The sequence below is a fragment of the Enterococcus dispar ATCC 51266 genome (assembly GCF_000406945.1).
Lineage (GTDB): Bacteria > Bacillota > Bacilli > Lactobacillales > Enterococcaceae > Enterococcus_C > Enterococcus_C dispar.
Window position 1 is genome coordinate 1,893,584 of the sequence record NZ_KE136354.1, and the last position, 19,992, is coordinate 1,913,575.

Consider the following 19,992-nt stretch of genomic DNA (forward strand, 5'->3'; position numbering starts at 1 on the left):
AAGTACCATCTCTTTTGTGAGATGGTACTTGGGTGATTCTATTATGCTTTTTTCGATTTATCAGCAAATTGGGCTTCTACCCTGTAAATTGGTTGACCTTTAGCACTGAATTTCTCTTCATATTCAGTCATAACATTGTTAACAAAATCGCTATGATGTAAATCTAACCAAACTTGTTTTAACGTCATGCCGTATTGCGAAAAACTGGCAAGAGAATATTCAAACAAACCTTGATTATCCGTTTTAAAATGAATTTCTCCTTTGGGTTTTAAAATTGCTTCATCCACTGCTAAAAAATCAGGTGAAGTTAAGCGACGCTTAATGTGCCGCTTTTTGGGCCAAGGATCAGAAAAATTCAAATAAATTTGATCTACTTCGCTTTCTGCAAAGTATTCGGTCAATGCTGAACCATCAACATGTAGCAACCGTAAATTGTCAACTTCAGCTTCTAAAGCCTTATCTAACGCATGGGAAACCACGCTAACTTGCATATCAATCCCAATATAATTAATGGCTGGATTTTGTTTGGCCATGCCACTGATAAAGCGGCCTTTGCCCATACCTATTTCAATTTGAATCGGCTGTTTATTGCCAAAAACTTCCTGCCAATTTCCTTTATGAGCAGTTGGTTCAGCAATTACGATTTCTGGATGTGCCGCTAGCATTTCTTCGGCGCCATTTCTTTTTCTTACCCGCATATTCATTTCCTTTCTGTTTGTCATCGCCAACAAATCCAATCGCAAAAAAAGAGCAAGGTCGAAAGCCTCCGCCTAAGACATCGCCCTACTCGCTAAAGATTCGTTTAATCTGAATAATAACTTCATTCATCGTTGCAAAGTCGCCACGAACATAATATTTTTTAACTTCTTGTAAGAGCGACATCAAGGCATACCAGTAAATTTTTTCTAAGTTGGTCCCATTTGGCATCATGCCATAACTCATTAACCAACGGCTCCAAGAAGATTTAGGCAGATAGTGACCTAAAAAAGTCCCAATATCCACTGCTGGATCGCTAAAACAAATAGAATCCCAATCTACTAAGTACAAATAATTGCGACAAACTAACCAATTACGATGATTGACGTCGCCATGAACAACTGCCGCATCTGCTTTAGTAAATTCCGGTATATTATGTTTCAAATAGTGCAAAACCAACTGCAAAAATCGATTTTCTTCAATTGGGTTAGCCAGTGCACTTTCATATTGTTCCAACATCATTTTTGGCGTTAAAATTTCACCGCCAATTTTTTGTAACATTCGTTTTAACGACTGCGAATGGTGCAATTGATATAAAACATCTACGACATCATTTCTTTTACCAATCTCTTCAGCGGTTAAAATTGTACCTTCCAACCATTCTTGCGCAGAAAAAGTATCCCCATTTCCGGTTCTTTTTGTCCAAATTAACCGCGGGGTAATTCCTTCTTTTGAAAGAGCAGCAAGCATTGGCGTCGTATTGCGCTTCACAAAAACTTTGTCGTTTTCCCGAGAACCAACATACGCTTTTCCGGTATCGCCTTTGATGGGACTTAAATTCCATTCTTGGCCTAACTGAATATCCATTTGCTCGTCCTCCTTCAAAACAAAAGTACCCCCATTCTAGCGGTCTCGCGCTTTATCGTCAAGCGTATATACGTTCCCCTGCTCGTTTTTTTAAGAGCTTTTTTTATTTTAAGGGGCGTTATGACGCCATCTTCTTTAAGCGGCTAGGTACATACCACCACGTAAAGAAAATTACCATGAGAAAATACGCAACAGTTACTAAGAAACGGTCTGACAAAGTAGATAACGCAATGTTTGCGATAATGGCAAAAACAAAAGCTGCTATTCCCAATAAAATCAGTAGTAAAGACTGTAATGCTTTAGCTTTTTGCTGGCTAGAAACGGGATAAAGTTGCGTTAAGATCATGTAGCGAAATTGGTTGTATAAAGGAATTAATTGAAAACCAATCATATAAATAAATAAAATTCCCAGCCCCAAACTAAAGTAGACATCGTGAACAAAATACAACAACAAACTGCCAATAACAACCAAGCGGATAAAAAGACCGCTATATTCCGAGCCTCTCGCAAAACGTCGGGCATATAAATAAAGATACGTATTATTTTGTTTTGGTTTAATGCTTTGTAAAAAGCCATCCAGATAGGCTCTTCGTTTCACAGTAGCCGTAATTTCTGGGACATCTGTAAAAAGATTAATAAACTGATAAATACGATGCAACCGGCTCTTTTCCAAATAAATCATTTTTTCCCAGTCCAAGTTATCTTCTCTTTTGGCTAAGATTTGTTGTACGACCAGTACTGTTATAACAGCTAAAGCGAATCCAATAAAGGCATTGAAAAAAATACCTACCGCCAGACAAATACTTGCTACACCAAAAAAGACAATCTCAGCCTGTTTTAAAAAATTTGCCGATACTTGGTAAATTTTTAACGTAGTCAGTTTTAACTGAGCAAATTTCAAACACCACATACTAGCCAATAAGACAAAAAAAGTCGGGAATAAAATATTAGTAGTCGCAACTAATAGAGGCATTAAAAAACCTAAAACCAGCAATTCTACAAAAAAAGGTAAAAGTAAAGAATAGTAAAAAGCGCCTTTGAAATAGTCTTTTAACGCTCTTTCTTTGGGCAATAAGAAAACAATATCGGCTTCTTGCATGAGTGTGGCAAAATTTCCAATTGGCAAAATCGCCAATAAAATAATGAGCACTCCGGCTGCTGCCGGCCAAAAGTGATTCGGTAATGTTTTGATAAATTCAGAATAGTAAAGACCCACCCCACCTAATAAAAAGACACAAATTAAAACAAAGTGGTCATTAAACACATAGCGCAAATATTTTTGCATATGGCGTTGATGGTTTCCGAGCCGTTTTTTAAACAGATCACGCATTTCTCATCACCTGCGCTTTAGTTAAGTGCAAATAAATCTCATCCAAATCTGCTCCTTGCAAGCCAAAAGCTTCTTGCAGCGTCGCTAAACTACCTTGAGCGATAATTTCGCCTTCATGCAAGACGATAAAACGATCACAATATTTTTCAGCTGTCGCCAAGATATGAGTCGACATTAAAATAGCAGCCCCATTTTTTTTCATTTGCTCCATTAATTCCAATAAAGCATTGATAGCTAGCGGATCTAATCCCAAAAAGGGTTCATCAATAATATAGAGACTCGGCTCAATTAAAAAGGCACATAACACCATTACCTTTTGTTTCATCCCTTTCGAAAATTTAGCAGGGAACCAGTCCAATTTGTTTTCTAAACGAAAGGTTTTCAGCAAAGGTTCTGCCCGTTTAAAAGCTTCAGCAGAAGAAATATCATAGGCCATTGCGGTGACTTCAATATGTTCTTTCAAAGTTAATTCTTCATACAAAGACGGCGTTTCCGGAATATAGCCGATTTGTTTGCGGTAATTTTCCGGATCTTTTTTTAAGGTTAAATCATTTAAGGTAATACTGCCTTTTTGAGGTTGTAATAAGCCAATAATTTCTTTAATTGTGGTACTTTTACCCGCACCATTTAAGCCAATTAATCCAACTAATTCGCCTGGGGCAATCGTGAAATTCAAATTTTTTAAAACAGGAAATTGACCATAGCCTCCCGTTAAATCTTTTACTATTAAACTCATTTTTATAAGCTCCTTTAGCCTGACTGTAACTTTTCAATCGATAACAGTCTCATTATACCAAAAAACAACCTTTCGATGAAAAAAACTGGCTGATTGTGGTAAAGTAAGAATAATAAAACCTGTCCAAAAACTGTAGTAAAAAAGTGTCTGCAGTTAATCAGAAAGGATGAATCTCATGGAAAATTGTATTTTTTGTAAAATCGCAGCAGGAGAAATTCCCAGCTATAAAGTTTACGAAGACGATGTTATCTACGCCTTTTTAGATCTTTCACAAGTTACCCAAGGCCATACTCTAGTTATTCCTAAAAAACACGTGGCCGATATTTTTGAATACGACGAAGAATTGGCGAGTGCTGTTTTTGGTCGCCTGCCTAAAATTGCTCGCGCACTGGAAGCGGCATTTCCAGAAATGGAGGGGCTAAATATTTTAAACAACAACAAAGAGCTGGCCTATCAATCGGTATTTCATTCTCATATTCACTTTATTCCCCGCTATGAGAAAACAGATGATTTTTCTGTTCATTTTGGCAATCACGAAGGGATGCACAATCCTGATGAAATGCAAGCCATCGCGGATGCTATCGCAAAGCAGGTGAAGTAAATGCTTAAAAGTTTCCTGAAAGGATTAGTTGTGGGCTCGATTGCCGGCGGTGTAGGTACTTTACTAACTGTCCCAAGAAGCGGCAATGAAACCCGCGAAAAACTAACCAAAGAATTGGAAATGGCAACTGAGACCACCCAAGATTTAAACGCGAGTTTAAAAAACTTTAGAAAAGCACTACTAACTACCCAACAAACAGCACAAGAAATTATTCCTGCTTTTACCGCTGGTCTTCAGCAAGATATTACAGATTTCAAATTTCAAGCAGAACCCCGCCTTACACAAATTAAAGACCAAGTCGAAACACTTACTGATCATATGAATGAATTGGCTGTTGTTGCCCCTATGAGTGACAATAACGAGTCAAACTCTAAGGAAAAATAAAGAAAAGCGACCATTGTGTGAATTTTGTTTGAAACTTCCAACCAGTGATTTTTTTTAAAAACAGAATGTGCTATAGTAATATTTGTGAAAATTAAATTGAAAATACAGGAGTGCTCGACTAAATGAAGAAAAAAATGTTATTAGCCGCTATCAGTGCAATGGCTGTTTTATCCCTTGCTGCATGCGGTTCGAAAGATCAAGACATCGCCACTATGAAAGGTTCTACCATTACGGTTTCAGATTTCTACGATCAAGCGAAATATGAGTCTACCAATCAACAAACCATTCGTAATATGATTATTTTAAAAGTTTTTGGTGACAAGTACGGTGATAAAGTTGACCAAAAAGAAATCGATAAACAATACAATGAACAAGCCAAAGTTTACGGTGATTCTTTTGAACAACAATTGGAACAATCCGGCTTTACAAAGAAAACTTTCAAAGAATACTTAACCCAACAAGCTGCCTTAGAAAAAGGTATCAAATCTCACGTTAAAGTAACAGATAAAGATTTGAAAACTGCTTGGGATTCATTCCACCCAGAAGTAGATGCCCACATTATTGCTGCTGCCAGTGAAGATGAAGCGAAAAAATTAAAAGAAGAAGTAAGTAAAAAAGATGCTGACTTTGAAAAAATTGCTAAGAAGAGTTCAACTGATTCTGCTACCAAAGAAAAAGGCGGCAAAATTTCTTTTGATTCCCAAACAGCAAGTGTACCAGCCGATGTGAAGACTGCCGCTTTCAAACTAAAAGATGGCGAAGTTTCTGACGTTATCCCTGTTACTGACCAATCTACAATGATGACAAGCTATTACATTGTGCGGATGGATAAAAATAAAGCTAAGGGCAACGACATGGAACCTTACAAAAAAGAATTAAAAGAAATTGCAATTAATACACAAGCCTCTGACTCGACTTTCTCTGCTAAAGTTATCGGTCAAGAATTAAAAGATGCAAATGTGAAAGTGAAAGATAAAGCCTTACAAAATATCTTAAGCGACTTTATTGAAGCTGCTGAAACAAAAGACTCAACAAAAACAACTTCAAGTTCAACAAAAGAATCTGAAAATTCATCAACAACGGCTTCTGAAACAAAGAATTCTGAAACAGCAGAAAGTTCCACTGCTGAATCAAAATAATAGAACTATCCAGGTAATTTAACCTGTTGCAAGGAAGTTCAAGCTAAAAAACCTCGAATCCATTAAGATTCGAGGTTTTTTGCTAACTTTTTTTCTTTTTCATAAACAGAGTCACACTACTATACAAAATACAGTTGACTAGCATAAAAACAGCAAACATCGGTAAAGTAACAGCTGTTAGCCATCCAATTTCTAAAATATTATGAAATAGCATGGCCGCGACATAAATGCCGCCAATTGTCGTGACAATTAAAAAGAGGCGTAATGGATTAAGCGGCAAACACGCTTTAATAACAGCTAAACAGCTAATTCCTATTAGTAAATAATACATTAACGTTGTTGTTTCTAATTGCGATAAGTTCAGGTGACCAGCCAAGAATGTGATAGCTAAGACATTTATCACCACCAACAATGCATTAGGTAATGCTGCTTTTAGTGCGGTCGGTAAAAATTTGCCAGTAACTTTTTCTTTATTGCTTTCAAAGGATAAAAAGAAAGAAGGATAGCCTTCAATTGCCAAATCAATCAAAGTAATTTGAATTGGGATAAAGGGAAATGCGCTGGCACTTAATAAACAAATAATGGATAACAAGAAAGAATAGATTGTTTTAATAAAAAATATTCCGGAAACTTTGGTAACATTGTTAACGACACGACGACCTTCGAACAAAACTTCTGGCAATGTCGTAAAGTCTGAGTCTAATAATACCAAATTGGAAATTTGACGGGTGGCTGCATCGCCGTCCGCCATGGCAATACTGACATCTGCCTCCCGCAAAGCCAAAACATCATTGACGCCATCGCCGGTCATCGCTACGGTGCCACCCGCTTGTTTTAACGCTTGGACCAATAGTTTCTTTTGCTGGGGCGCCACCCGGCCAAAAACGGTGTACTGCAATGCCGCTGCTTTAACTTCTTCATCGGTTTGACAAGTTGTTAAATCAATATATTTTTCATAATGCGGCAATCCCGCCCACTTTGCAATATTGGCAACTGTAATCGGATTATCACCGGAGATAACTTTTAATGTCACCCCTTCTTGATCCAAATAATCTAGCGTTTCTTGGGCATTGTTGCGAATAATATCTTCAATTTCAATGACAGCAATTGGCTGACGTTCTGTTATGCTGGCTGCTGCTGTTTTGGCCACAGCAATCACCAGTACCCGCAAACCATTTTCTTGGGCGCTAAAGACCACATCCGGAATATTATCCGATGCCAACACGCGTTCTGGTGCTCCTAAATATACTGTGCCAATCTTTTGTAAATCCATTTTGCTCCATTTGCGATCAGAAGAAAATGGCGTGATTTCACTAGCAGTATAATCTGTAGTTTCAGGAAAATGATCTCGTAACGCCTGCATTGTCACATTACTATCAGTACTATTTCTTAAATAACTCCCAATAATAGCAGGAAGTTGAACTTTGTATATTTCATCCACACTGTGCACTTTCCATACCCGCATATTTCCTTCAGTAATTGTCCCTGTCTTATCTAGACAAAGTGTATCCACATGAGCAAGGGTTTCAATAGCATACATGTCTTGCACTAAAATTCTTTTTTTGGCTAATTTGGTTACCCCAGTTGTGAGCGCAATGCTGATTAATAAGACGAGTCCTTTCGGCAACATACCCAAGACTGCTGCTGCTGACACCACTACGGATTCTTTCATCCCACCAGAACGCAATAAAAACGCTTCTAAAAAAAGTAAAATGCCAAAGGGAATAATGACAAAACTCGTGAATTTGGACACTTGACGAATCGCCCGAATTAATTCAGAGTTCAACGGTTTATGAGTTTTCGCTTCATTGGTTAATTTCACCGCATAGTTTTCTTTGCCGACATGAACAACTTTGGCCAAAACTTCTCCACTAACTAAAAAGCTACCCGACAACAGCGCTGCTCCAGCTTGTTTGCCAATTAAGTCTGACTCTCCAGTCAGCATGGCTTCGTTGACTTCGGCAAAACCCGAAATCACCTGCATATCAGAAGGAACTTGTTCACCAGCAGCAATTTTAACTAAATCATCCATTACCAGTTCCGTAGAATCCAGCTCTAGTTCAATACCATCGCGAATAACATGAACCTGTTTTTTATTGACAATAGAAAGTTTTTGCACCAAATTACGGGCATGAATTTCTTGATAAATTCCGATTGTAATATTGACTAGAATAATAACCAAATAAAACATATTGCTATAAGCTCCTACTAGGAACAAACAAATGCCAATTAACAGATTCAAGAAATTGAATAAGGTGACCAAATTATCATAAAAAATGGCCCCCGTTGATTTGGTGGCACTTTCTTCAAAGTTATTTTGTAATCCTTGTTCTTTTCGTAACTGCACTTCAGCTAAACTTAGACCTGTTTTATTTTCCACAACAGCAATTCTCCTTCAAAAATCATCTATCAAAAAAGATAACATAGGAAATTTTGATTTACTGAAGTTCCAGGAAAATTTTTGTCTGCCTTATAAAAAGTTTAAGAAAAACTAACGTTGGCTGCGTCTAATCAAAAAAGACCAAAGCCGCTATCAAGTAAAATAAAAAGCTGGTTTTGCACTGGCTACTTTTTTAAAAAATAGCCATACAAAACCAACTTTTAATTTTTTATGCGCAATTAAACATCTTTTGGCAGATAAAAACTGCGATTATCCATGCCGAAAATACGATCGGAATAATTTCCCGGTTGGGTTTGACGCAAAGAAGTCAACATCATCTGCATTGAAGCATCTAAATTATCAATTTGATGTAAGATTTCCGCCTCCATAATTCGTGGTCGGACAGGAGAACCGTACTCCAAAAGACCGTGATGAGCCAACACCATGTGGCGCAAAACCACAATATCTTCTTCATTTTCATCAAATTTCAATGCCATACAAGCTTTGGTGATTTCTTCATCTACTAAAACCAAATGACCGACTAAGTTTCCTACTAGTGTATATTCTGTTGACATTGGCCCTGATAGTTCAATCACTTTCCCTAAATCATGTAAAATAACGCCTGCATATAGCAAAGAAGGGTTTAATTCTGGATATTCTTTAACGATTGCTTTGGCTAAACGCAACATGGAAACCGTGTGATATGCAAGCCCGCCAGCAAAAGCGTGGTGGTTGCGTTTGGCGGCTGGAAAATCAAAGAATTCTTTTTGGTATTTATTTAATAGAAAACGCACAATTCGATTCCAATGGGGGTTAATAATCTCAAACAAGGTTTGATTAATTTCCTCTTCCATTTCCTCTTTTTTCAAAGGCGCTCTTTCCATATACTGGGTTGGCTCACTGGGTTCATCAGAACGCGCGAGACGCATATGGATAATTTTGACTTGCGGATTGCCATTATACAATTCACGCTTGCCTTGTAAAGCAACGACTTTTCCTGCTTCAAATTTATTAATTTCTTCTTCAGAGGCATCCCAAAATTTGCCGTCAATTGTGCCCGTGGTATCTTGGAAAGTAAATGCGATAAACTTTTTGCCATTTTTAGCTAAACGCACATCGGCATTTTTGATTAATAGAAAGGCTTGAAATTCTTCATCCACTGTTAAATCTCTTAATTTTTTCATGGCGATCTCCTTTTACTTCTTTTCTACAGTTGCTAAATTGATGCAAAACCTTAATTTAAGACCACAATTTTTTGTTGCAACTTCTCATAATAGCTTACCATTTCTACGTCAGAAGACAAACAAATCACTTGATACTGTTGTGAAAATTCTTTTAACAGTACCGCCAATTGTTCTTTGCGACTACTATCATAATGCAGCCAGCCGTCGTCGATAATTAGTGGACACAAAATTCTTTCTTGTAAAGCCAAATAACCAAAACGTATCGCCATAATGACCTGATCTTTAGTACCTGTTGAAAGCTCATAAATCTTCCACGCCTTATTTTCTTTTTTGACAGTTAATTCTCCGGCGGTAAAATCTAGCGTCGTATAATTACCAGAAGTTAAAATTTTTAGATACTCACTACTTTTTTGCAATAATTGTGGGAGTTGTTTGTCGGATAATTCTGTAGCTAAATCTCCCAGTAAAGCGGCAGTTAATTTATTTTTACTCCACTGCAAAGCCAAGTCATAGACTTTACTATTTGCTTGAGCTAATCTTTGCCGTAATTCATCTAGTGTGCCATCGCTTTGCATCTGCTCAATTTTCAACTGCGCTTTTTGTAAACTCCGATTAAGTTGGCGATCCATGAGTTGAATTTCCTGTAAATTCTCCCGTGCGCTTGCCAATTCAGCTGCCAATTGATTTGCCGTTATTTTTTTGGGAAATAATTTCGTTAGTCTTTTGGCCAATTCTTGTTTACGAGCTAAATCTCCGGCTTTTTGATGCATTTGAGCAATCCATAACGGAATCTCGGTGGGTTGGGTAATACCAACGCTTTGCAGTAAAGTCTGGTTTGCTGTTAGCAATTCATCTAATTGCTGCTGTAATTGTTGATTTTGACGAATTATTAATGCTGCTGTCGGCTGCTCTTGTTGTAATTTCACTTCTTGCATTTCATCGGCGAAGTTTTGCAAGATACGTAAACGCTGTACGATATCTTGTCCTTCTTGTGAGAGCCATTTTTCTAAAAAGGTGAAGCGTTGTAAAAGAGCGCCATAGGCTTGATCTAATTGGTCCAAACGTTGATCAGCCATCATCAAAGCATTATTTTTCTCCAAATAATCTTCAGCAGCCTTTTCCAATTGGACTAATGCCACTGGCAAGTCTTGGGGATTTGTGAGCGTGAATAATTGTTGTTGCATTTTAGACCAAATTTCTTCTTGTTCTTGACTTTTTTTATCGAACCAGTCTTGGTTACTATTATTTTGCGGTTGTTCTTTGCGATGGCTATCTTTTGGCACTTCTCTTTCATTTTGCTTTATGTGGTAAAAGCCAAAAATTACAGCAATAAAGCCTGCAATCCATAATCCCCAGCGCAAATTTTCCCATAAAAATCCGCCCACTAATAAAATGGCGGCTACTCCAAAACTAAACAGGGGGTTAAGAGCAAAACTTATTTGTTTTTTGCTGCTTGGTTGCGTCTTATCATTCAATGCTTCTTGTTTACTTTGCCAAAGCGCTTCTTGCTTTGCTTGGGTGATATCTGCAGTCAACTGTTGATAGCGTTGCGCCAATTTTTTTGTATACTGTACCTTTTGGAGTACATCTTCTCCCACGTTAAATTGATAGGTATCTTCCAGCAGCGTCACGTCTTCAATTAAACGCTGTTGTTCTTCCAATTGCTTTTGAAAATCATCGGTTAACCGGACGGCTGCCACCTGTTCTTGTAACAAACTTTTTATTTGGCTTTCATGTTCCAAATAAAAACGATAACGATCAGTCAGTCCTTGTGTTTCATTTAAAGCAATGAGTTCTTGTTTGCCTTCTGCTAAGCGCGTATTCAATTGATTATACTGATTGTAAAATGTTTGTAGCTTTTCTGGCTCTGGGCCTAAATCATCATCAGGATATTTTTCTTGTAAAAGTTCCCATTCCTCATATTGCGGAAAGCTACGCTCTTTTTCTTTCATTATCAGATATTCTTGTTGGGCTTTTTGTAACTTTTCCCCCAGCTCTTGTTGGTGCTTTTCATCATTTTGTTTGCCGGCCATTAATTCTGTAATCGCAGCTTCTTTTGTTTCTTGTTGATAAACTTGTTGCGCAATTTGTTCTTGCTCTTTTAGTGCTTTATTTAAAGCTTGCCGCTGTCCTCTAACTTTAAATATTTTTTGTTCATTATCTACATACTCTTGTTGTTTGCTAAGCAGTTGTTTACTGCCGGTAATTCCTAGTGAAATCAAAGCATCATGTAGCGTTTTTTCCTGCAAACGATCTAATTGGGACAGTTGTTCTTGTTGAAAGGTAAAAACATCTTCAAATAACTCCCGGTTTAATGGTGCAATAAGTTGATTTAAAAGATTCTCTCCACCAGTTTGTTGTCCAAAGTAAACTTTGGCTTTGCCGCGATTGACTTGTTTAAACCGTTCAATCGTCACTTCTCCATATTGAGGCAATGTGATCACTAAACGTCCACCATAGCTCGTCCCATCCAAAGGCTCAAAGTCGCGTTTCCGTCCTCTTTTGATGGGAAAGCCAAAAAGCATTGCCAAAATGAAATGATATAATGTCGACTTGCCTGCTTCATTTTTGCCATAAAATAATTGGTTGCCGGCAGTAAAATCAATTTGCTGCTGACGATATTTACCAAAACCAGTAATCTCAGCTCTTAGAATTCGCATTAATTTTGCCCCCATTCAAATTGCTGATTTAATTCGTCTGCTACTTGTTCCAAAACTTCTTGACGAAAGGCAGGATTTTCTAGTAAGCCGGTCGTATTTTTATTGCCAGCCAGTTCTGCCAGCACTTCATTAAAAATTTCCTCATGGCTAAATTCTTGTAATAACTGAGTTTTTAAAGCCGCACTAGCAGGCAATGAAATTTTTTCCTTTACTTCTTCAAGCTTTAAAGTATGCACAAATAGACGATCGGGCCATTGCTGATTTAATAAATCTTGCAGCTGGCCGTTTGTTATCATCGCTGTAAAATTTTGTAAATGTTCCGTGTCAGCTAAAGTAACTTCTAACAATAGCGCTGTATTATGTGTTGGCGGTGTTAGCTGTTCAATTAAATAATTTACTACAGCTGCATTGTTTGCACAGTCAGCTAAAGAAATTGATTTTTTTTGCCAACGTAAAGCTGCCACCGAAATTACTTCGCAGGTCAGTTTGTTTCTAGCTAAATCGACTAAAAGTACATTGCCTAAATCATGCTCTTTTTTATTATGGCCTTGGGGTGTACCCGGATAAATTATTTCTTCACTTAATTTCGTTGGTTGATGAATATGTCCCAAAGCCCAATAATCATAATTTTTACTCTTTAACGCATTCAGGCTAAAAGGAGCAAAGTGGGCATCATTTAGATCCCCATGATAAAGTCCAATATGATAATCCACTTCTAAATTACGAGGAGGAAATTCCGGTACCATTGTTTTTATTAAATATTGATGGCGATAGCTAAAGCCAGAAAGGGCATACTTTTCATCATTTTTAGTGGTCGCAACAATACTCTTGACTGTTTCTGTTTCAAACAAAACGACATTTTCAGGAAAAGAAAACCAGTAGCGATTTTCTTCGTAATAGTCATGATTACCAAAAATCAAGTAAACTGGAATTTCTGCTTGCGCCAGTTGTTGAAATTGTGCCATCAATAGCTGTTGGTTTTTTAAAGATGGGTTCATTTGGTGGAATGTGTCCCCGGCGAAAATGACAAAATCTACCGCCTGATCAATCGCTGTCGTCACAATATTTTTTAAGGTTTTTTCATTGGCTTGATTTAACTTTTTTAAAAAATCTGTCGGAATCTCTTGGGTCAATCCTTCAAATGTTCGATCAAAATGTAAATCGGCGACGTGGATAAAGCGCATAGTCACGCCCTCCTTATTTCTATATTTTCAGAGAATTGTTCAAAACTATCTCATAAGTTTTCAAATGGAATCCAGGTTCAAAACAAGCCTTTTTCATTTGCAACAAACCCGTTAGATTCCTTTATATCATAACATTTCTTGCCTAGCTCGTCACCTTAAATACGAAAATTTGTTCGCCTTTTATTACAAGACAACTCGGAGTAAAAAAATAGCCAAACAATCGCCAACCCCAACATTCTGCGGATGGTGGGAAAGATTGTTTGACTGCTTGTGTTATTTTGTTTTTACTGCATCTTCAGCTAATAATAAACAGCCGGTGATGCCACTTTCATTTGGTAAACCCCAACGAACAATATATTCACTTACCGGTGGTGTTTCCACATAACCTGCGACTTGTTCTACAAAACTTTGGCGGATTTTTAACAATAAATGATCTTGATTCATCACGCCACCGCCTAAAATAATTCGTTCCGGTGCTAAAGTTAACACATAAGCCATTAATGCCTGAGCAATATAATAAGCTTGAATTTCCCAAATCGGATGATCTTCTGGTAAATCTTGTCCTTTAATACCAGTGCGGGCTTCTAAACTAGGGCCTGCTGCTAACCCTTCTAAACAGTCTTTGTGGTAAGGACAGGTACCTTCATAATCGTCATCAGGATGACGTTTCACATGAATATGTCCCATTTCAGGGTGATTAATGCCGGAGAAAATTTTGCCATCTATGACCACACCACCGCCAATTCCAGTTCCTACAGTTAAATAAATACAGCTTTTTTTCCCTTGGGCTGCACCTTTTTTTAACTCGCCGAAAGCTGCCGCATTGACATCTGTCGTCCAAACAAAAGGAATAGCGTATTTTTCTTTCATTTGACCCAAAAAGTCAAATTCTGACCAACCCGGTTTTGGCGTAGCTAAAATATAACCATAATTGTCTTTACTTTCGTCAATTCCAATTGGCCCAAATGACCCAATTCCCATTGCACTAATATCATATTGATCAAAAAATTCAAATGTTTTTTGTAAAGTTTCTTCAGGCGTTGTCGTGGGAACGCTGGTTTTTGCCACAATATTTTGTTTTTCATCACTGACTGCACAAATAAATTTTGTACCCCCAGCTTCAATACCACCGTAATACATATCTTTCCTCCTTATATTTAGCACTGCTCATTTTGCTCATTTCATCAATATTTCTTTTGGCAGCTACTCGTAGGTTATCCTTTGTTTGAAAATTTGATATATCAATTTACAATCTGATTATACTTTGATAACGCCAATATGTCTACGCTTTCATAATATTTTTTTATTATCCAGAAGCAAAAAGAATATGCTATCATGGCAATAGAATATATCAAAAATTAAATCTATCATGAGGTATCTAAAATGACGCAGCCTTTGTATCAAAAAATAAAAAAGGAATTAGAGGCCAAAATTTTAGCCGGTCAACTAATGCCCGGTAGTAAATTACCCACTGAAAAAGAACTCTCCACTAATTATCGCGTCAGCCGTATTACTGCTAAGCGGGCGCTGACTGATTTAGAACAAGAAGGTTTCATTACCCGCGTCCAAGGTAGCGGTAGTTTTGTTAAGGAATTAAAAGCAAAACAAAAGCCGCGACGAATTTTACTAATTTTGCCCTTAGAAGAAAGCACTGAGTTATCTGTTGCTCCTTTAAGTGAAGGCGTGATGTCCGTTTTTCAAGCCGAAAAAATTGATGTGTTTTTAACAAATTATGATTTTTTGACAGATCGGAGTGCCGTTGTAATTATGGCTGAATTTGATGGCCTGCTGTATTATGCTCGTAATGAAGAAGCTCATCTGGATTTATTACTTTCTTTAGCAGTCCAAAACTTTCCTGTGCTTATTTTGGACAAAAAAGTTCACGACTTACCTTTTCCTGCTGTCACAGCCGATAATGAACGAGGCGGCTATTTAGCTACCAATTATTTAATTCAATTGGGGCATCAAAAAATTGCGTATTATTTTGGCAGCAACCATCATCCTCAGTCAACGCGGCAGCGTTACTTTGGCTATTTGCATGCCCTAGCAGAAGCCAATATTGCTTTTCATAGTCACTTGGAAGATACCTATCTAAACGCCGCTGACTTAAGTAATTATCTACATCAAAATGAGGTTACCGCCCTCGTTTGTGAAAATGACCTTTTCGCTTTAGGGGCGATCCAGCAGTTACGGCAACAAAAATGGCAAGTTCCCGCGAATTTGGCTGTAATTGGTTTTGATGATACCCAAGCTGCCCGCTTTTTTGATCCCGCCTTAACCACTATTTTGCAAGATTTTAAAAAAATCGGGATTACAGCTGCCAATTTATTATTGAAATGGTTAAAAACAGGAATAAAACCTGCGGATAATCAAATTTCAGTCAAACTAATTAAACGCGCTTCCACCCAACCACCACCCAAAGGAGAAAGTTATGAAAAGTGATTGGCGTAAAAATGAAAAAGAACTATATTTTTCCCACAAACCAACTTTATTTACCATCCCGTCACAACAATTTATTACATTAACAGGACAAGGCAACCCCAATACTAAAAATATTTGCTGAAAAAATTAGTGCCCTTTTTCCATTGGCCTATGGCATTAAAATGGCGATAAAAAAAGGCGCACTTGAAACGGCAAGAGATTATGGCGTTTATCCACTAGAAGGTGTCTGGAGGAGCACAGATGCATCAAGTGGCGAAAATTTAAATAAAGATGCTTTGAAGTATAAAATTATGTTACGACAACCAGACTTTGTAACCGAAGCATTCTTTAACGAAATCAAAATAAAAACTAGGACTCAAAAAGAAAATCCGTATTTCGATGCCGTTCAATGGGAAACTTATGAAGAAGGACGCGTCTTACAAATGATTCATACAGGCCCTTTTGATACTGAAATAGAAACATTTAAGCAGATGGAGACTTTTTTTGTCACCCATAATTTAACAAAAACTCCAATTATGGCAGATTATTGGCATCGTGAGATTTATTTGAAAGATTTTCGCCGGACCCACCCTGAAAAAATGCAAACGTTATTGCGCTACAAAGTAAAAGAGTTGCGCTAAGAAACTCTAAAAATAAAAACTATTAGGGCTACCAAATCAAACAATCCCTTTCGACAAAAAAAGGATGATGCATATTTGCACCATCCTTTTTGTTAATTTTTAATTATATAATTCGTGAACAGGACCCATGATAATGCGGTTTAAATCATTAACAACGGCACTGAAAGCTTGTTCTTTTTGCATTAATTGGTTAATTAAATCTTCTTTTTGCACACGTTCAGCTAATTCTTGTGCTTTTTTTGCATCTTCTTCTGAAATTTCTTCGCCAGACATCATTTTTTCATGCAGACCTTGTTGTAATTGTTGAAATTCTTGGAATAAAGCATGGGCTTCTTGATTTTCTTTTAAGCGATCAAAGGATGCTTTTAAATCACCAAATTGTTGGGATTCTCTAATTTCACGTTCTAATTGATTTGCTGTGTCATAAATGTTCGCCATGTTCTGTAACCTCGCTTTTATTTGATATCATTTATTGTAACATAAAAACTTTAGTTGCCATTTAGTTTACCCCAAATATCTTGAAAGACACGTTTTGCGCCTTCTTTGACTTTACCACCAATTTCACTTAATCCGTCTTTGGCTTTTTCAGCAAAGTCATCCATCGTTTTACTCCAATCAGTATCGCTGTTTTGATCGCGATTGACTTCATCTGCGGCCACCACTTTACCGTTGGTTTGATAGGCATCCGCTACTGCAAAGCCGGATTCTTTGACATAAGGTAAAATATTGGCAGCTTCGGCTTGGAAAATTTTTCCGACTACATCCCCACTGGTACCAGACAAATAGTGGTCTTTACTACTTTTTTCAAAGCCTAACCACGTAGCAATAACTACGTTTGGTGTATATCCTACAATCCATTGGTCATTGGCTTTACTGGAATCAAAGTTTGTTTCGGTGGTTCCGGTTTTACCAGCCATCGTATAACCTGGATTAGCTTGTGCTGCCGTCCCATTTGAAAATGTGCCTAACAACATACTGGTCATTTGATTGGCTGTTTCTTCTGAAATAATTTGTTTTCCTTTTGGCTTGGTGTTATCGACAATTACCGTTCCTTTTGAGTCGACAATTTTAGTAATTACGTGAGGCGTATACAATTTTCCACCATTGGCAAAGACACCATAAGCTGCCGCCATCGTCATTGGTGATTCCCCTTTTTCTAAACCACCTAGTGCAACACCACCCCAATATTTATCCTTTTCTGTTAAAGAAAGACCAAATTCTTGGGCTTTTTTATAGCCTTTGTCAATGCCAATTTCATGAAGTAACCAGACTGCTGGTGTATTTAAACTCCAAGCGACAGATTGATACATGGGAACTTCACCAGAATATGTGCCATCGTAATTTTTCACATCATAAAAACTCATTTTTTCATCTTTTAAAATACTATCTGGTTTATATCCCGCTTCAAGTGCTGGCGTATAAACACTAATTGGTTTAATCGTTGATCCAGGCGAACGCATCATTTGCGTCGCAAAACTAAAGCCCCGGAACGTATGCTCTCCGCGCCGGCCGACTAACGCACGAATTCCGCCTGTATTGGGATCCATTGAAACCGAACCAGATTGCGGCATCGCGCCATCAGAAGCATTCCCAGGAAAATTATTATTGTTATCATAAACATTTTGCATTTGAATTTGTTGCTGCTGATCTAAAGTTGTATATACTTTGTAGCCTTTGGTTAAAATATCTGAGTCATCAATATCATATTCTTGTTCTGCTTCATCTAAAACCGCATCAATAAAATACGGGTATTTATTACCAGTGTCTTCATTATCATAAGCATCGTAAAGGGAATCGGCGATATTGGTCTGTTCCACTTGTTTTTCTTGCGCTTTGGTAATCTTACCATTGTCTACCATGACACCCAAAACGACGTTGCGGCGTTCGTTAGCTAAATCAGGATGGTCAATCGGATTATAAATACTTGGCCCTTTTAACATCCCAGCCAAAGTAGCTGCTTCACTTAATTCTACTTCACTTGCATTCACGCCAAAATATTTCTTCGAGGCATCTTGCACCCCCCAAACACCATTACCAAAATAGGCGTTGTTTAAATACATCGTCAAAATTTGATCTTTCGTGTATTTTTTTTCAATTTCAATCGCAAGGAACAGTTCTTTGGCCTTACGACTAAAAGTTTGGTCTAAGGTAAGATAGGCGTTTTTGGCTAACTGTTGGGTAATGGTACTCCCACCACCACCAGAAGTATTGCGATTAATCACCGCTCTCAATGCTGCGCGGGCAATCCCTTTGATATCAAAACCATGGTGATTATAAAAATTGCGGTCTTCTGTTGAAACGACAGCATTGACGATATTAGGAGAAATTTTATCCATTTCCACGTATGTGCCTTTGCCTGAATTCAATTTGCCAGCCGTATCACCGTCTTTATCATAAATAACCGTTGTATTCTTCAAATCTGATTGCAAGCGATCCACATCGACTTGTTTGGATAAATAAAATAGATAACTGCTGGTAACCAATACAGTAATTAAGCCTAATAAAATGATAATTTTATTGACATGATATTTTTTCCAAACCCGTTTGCGCCATTGATGAAACTGCTGTAAATAAGGTTTTAGCCACTGCCAAAAAGTTAGCAGAGCCTCTTTTATTTTTGTCCAAATTTCTTTTGCGTCCATAACAATCTCCACTCATTTAATTTGTGTCAGTTTAACAGGAAAGTCTCAAGCTGACCTGCGTCTTTAGACTGAAAATAGCATATTTAACTAAATCTAGCACATTTTAGCAAAGAAAATGCAGTAATTCGTTACATTTTTCTTAAATATCTTTTAAAATAAAGCTGTGCTTAAGAATTAGAATAAAAGTCAACCTGTAAAAAGAATTGAGGGTTATCATGGAATATACAATCACACTACCGACGTCGCAAAAAGAAATGACTATCCGGCAACTCCTAGAAAAAGAATGGTTGGTACCTCGTAAAGTACGTCATTTCCTGCGCATTCGTAAAAATGTACGCAAAAATGGTGAACCGGTCATGTTTCATGAACTTTGCTGTGCCGGCGATCGCATTACATTGGTCATTGAACCAGAAGATTATACTTACCAAGAAGTTGCTTTGGGAAATGCAAAAAAAGTGGTTGTTTTATATGAAGATGACCATCTTCTTGTCGCAAATAAATCAGCAGGCATTAAAACCCATCCTAACCAGCCCACAGAAAAAGATACGTTACTAAATGACGTAGCAGCGTATCTCGCCCCAAAAGGACAACGGCCCTATGTGGTGCACCGTTTGGATAAAGAAACCAGTGGCGTCATTCTATTTGCCAAAAATCCATTAGTTTTGCCGATTTTAGGCCGTCTGTTGGAACAAAAGCATATTTATCGCCAGTATCAAGCAATCGTTAGCGGCAATTTGAATCATGCGACGACAATTAACAAAAAAATCGGGCGGGATCGTCACGATCGCCGTAAACGTATTATCGATGAAAAAAATGGTCAGACAGCTATTACCCACGTCACTGTTTTTCAAGCAGGCAAGCACAGCCAAATTTATTGCCAACTCGAAACCGGCCGCACGCATCAAATTAGAGTCCATCTCAAAAGCATCGGCCATCCGATTGTCGGTGATCCATTGTATGGCAAAGAACAAGCATCACGTTTAATGCTTCATGCGCTAAAAATGCATTTAGAACACCCTTTTACCAAAGAAAAATTAGTCATTACCGCTTCTCCTGGCTTATGGGCATAAGAAAAGCTAAATGAACTCGTTCAGCTCTCAAGCAATAAGACCAAATCTTGTTAAATT

General features: G+C 37.7%; 18 protein-coding genes. 7 read left to right on the top strand and 11 right to left on the bottom strand.

The annotated features are described in order from the left end of the window. Positions 1-41: 41 nt before the first annotated feature. The 4 genes from trmB to RK01_RS09065 form a co-directional block, all read right to left on the bottom strand. On the bottom strand, positions 42-698 hold the full coding sequence (gene trmB, locus RK01_RS09050) for a tRNA (guanosine(46)-N7)-methyltransferase TrmB (RefSeq protein ID WP_016172998.1): 657 nt from the start codon (positions 696-698) through the stop codon (positions 42-44). Positions 699-783: 85 nt separating this feature from the next. Continuing rightward, on the bottom strand, positions 784-1,563 hold the full coding sequence (locus tag RK01_RS09055; RefSeq protein ID WP_016172999.1) for a phosphotransferase family protein: 780 nt from the start codon (positions 1,561-1,563) through the stop codon (positions 784-786). A 118-nt stretch (positions 1,564-1,681) separates the two neighbouring features. Continuing rightward, the gene (locus RK01_RS09060) at positions 1,682-2,893 is read right to left on the bottom strand and encodes an ABC transporter permease (RefSeq protein WP_016173000.1); all 1,212 of its coding nucleotides are present in this window, start codon (positions 2,891-2,893) and stop codon (positions 1,682-1,684) included. Beyond that, positions 2,886-3,629, bottom strand: a complete 744-nt coding sequence (locus tag RK01_RS09065) for an ABC transporter ATP-binding protein (protein WP_016173001.1) — start codon at positions 3,627-3,629, stop codon at positions 2,886-2,888. The genes RK01_RS09060 and RK01_RS09065 overlap by 8 nt, the downstream gene beginning before the upstream one ends. Positions 3,630-3,804: 175 nt before the next feature. Between RK01_RS09065 and RK01_RS09070 the strand changes: the two genes are divergently transcribed. The 3 genes from RK01_RS09070 (at position 3,805) to RK01_RS09080 (ending at position 5,753) form a co-directional block, all read left to right on the top strand. After that, positions 3,805-4,230, top strand: coding sequence for an HIT family protein (locus RK01_RS09070; RefSeq protein WP_016173002.1), 426 nt, complete (start codon positions 3,805-3,807; stop codon positions 4,228-4,230). Continuing rightward, positions 4,231-4,614, top strand: a complete 384-nt coding sequence (locus RK01_RS09075) for a YtxH domain-containing protein (protein WP_016173003.1) — start codon at positions 4,231-4,233, stop codon at positions 4,612-4,614. A 122-nt stretch (positions 4,615-4,736) separates the two neighbouring features. Then, on the top strand, positions 4,737-5,753 hold the full coding sequence (locus RK01_RS09080) for a peptidylprolyl isomerase (protein ID WP_016173004.1): 1,017 nt from the start codon (positions 4,737-4,739) through the stop codon (positions 5,751-5,753). 82 nt (positions 5,754-5,835) lie between these two features. Here the strand turns inward: RK01_RS09080 and RK01_RS09085 are convergent, their stop codons facing one another. The 5 genes from RK01_RS09085 to RK01_RS09105 all read right to left on the bottom strand — a co-directional run bounded on the left by RK01_RS09085 (position 5,836) and on the right by RK01_RS09105 (position 14,301). After that, complete coding sequence (locus RK01_RS09085) at positions 5,836-8,133, bottom strand: cation-translocating P-type ATPase (RefSeq protein ID WP_016173005.1); 2,298 nt, start codon at positions 8,131-8,133, stop codon at positions 5,836-5,838. Between the two features lie 239 nt (positions 8,134-8,372). Beyond that, positions 8,373-9,317 carry a 3'-5' exoribonuclease YhaM family protein gene (locus RK01_RS09090; RefSeq protein WP_016173006.1) on the bottom strand — a complete coding sequence of 315 codons (945 nt, stop codon included), beginning with the start codon at positions 9,315-9,317 and terminating at the stop codon, positions 8,373-8,375. Between the two features lie 50 nt (positions 9,318-9,367). Next, positions 9,368-11,977: an ATP-binding protein gene (locus RK01_RS09095; RefSeq protein WP_016173007.1), complete on the bottom strand. Its 2,610-nt coding sequence runs from the start codon at positions 11,975-11,977 to the stop codon at positions 9,368-9,370. Continuing rightward, positions 11,977-13,161, bottom strand: coding sequence for a DNA repair exonuclease (locus RK01_RS09100; RefSeq protein WP_016173008.1), 1,185 nt, complete (start codon positions 13,159-13,161; stop codon positions 11,977-11,979). The genes RK01_RS09095 and RK01_RS09100 overlap by 1 nt, the downstream gene beginning before the upstream one ends. Before the next feature lie 273 nt (positions 13,162-13,434). Then, on the bottom strand, positions 13,435-14,301 hold the full coding sequence (locus tag RK01_RS09105) for an ROK family protein (protein WP_016173009.1): 867 nt from the start codon (positions 14,299-14,301) through the stop codon (positions 13,435-13,437). 243 nt (positions 14,302-14,544) lie between these two features. On the opposite strand from RK01_RS09105, the gene RK01_RS09110 reads away from it, so the two are divergent. Genes RK01_RS09110 through RK01_RS09115 form a run of 3 tightly spaced genes read left to right on the top strand, consistent with a single transcriptional unit; the run spans position 14,545 to position 16,223 of the window. Beyond that, a complete protein-coding gene (locus tag RK01_RS09110) occupies positions 14,545-15,603 on the top strand; it encodes a GntR family transcriptional regulator (protein ID WP_016173010.1) in 1,059 nt (352 codons plus the stop codon). Further along, positions 15,593-15,724 carry a hypothetical protein gene (locus RK01_RS14015; RefSeq protein ID WP_267473294.1) on the top strand — a complete coding sequence of 44 codons (132 nt, stop codon included), beginning with the start codon at positions 15,593-15,595 and terminating at the stop codon, positions 15,722-15,724. The genes RK01_RS09110 and RK01_RS14015 overlap by 11 nt, the downstream gene beginning before the upstream one ends. Positions 15,725-15,764: 40 nt before the next feature. Further along, entirely contained in the window at positions 15,765-16,223 is a 459-nt protein-coding gene (locus RK01_RS09115) for a GyrI-like domain-containing protein (RefSeq protein ID WP_244874960.1), read from the top strand. A 99-nt stretch (positions 16,224-16,322) separates the two neighbouring features. Here the strand turns inward: RK01_RS09115 and RK01_RS09120 are convergent, their stop codons facing one another. After that, complete coding sequence (locus RK01_RS09120) at positions 16,323-16,661, bottom strand: YlbF family regulator (RefSeq protein ID WP_016173012.1); 339 nt, start codon at positions 16,659-16,661, stop codon at positions 16,323-16,325. A gap of 50 nt (positions 16,662-16,711) precedes the next feature. After that, positions 16,712-18,865 (bottom strand): PBP1A family penicillin-binding protein, encoded by a 2,154-nt coding sequence (locus RK01_RS09125; protein ID WP_016173013.1) that lies wholly within the window; start codon positions 18,863-18,865, stop codon positions 16,712-16,714. Positions 18,866-19,080: 215 nt separating this feature from the next. Between RK01_RS09125 and RK01_RS09130 the strand changes: the two genes are divergently transcribed. After that, complete coding sequence (locus RK01_RS09130; RefSeq protein WP_016173014.1) at positions 19,081-19,935, top strand: RluA family pseudouridine synthase; 855 nt, start codon at positions 19,081-19,083, stop codon at positions 19,933-19,935. Positions 19,936-19,992 lie beyond the last annotated feature (57 nt).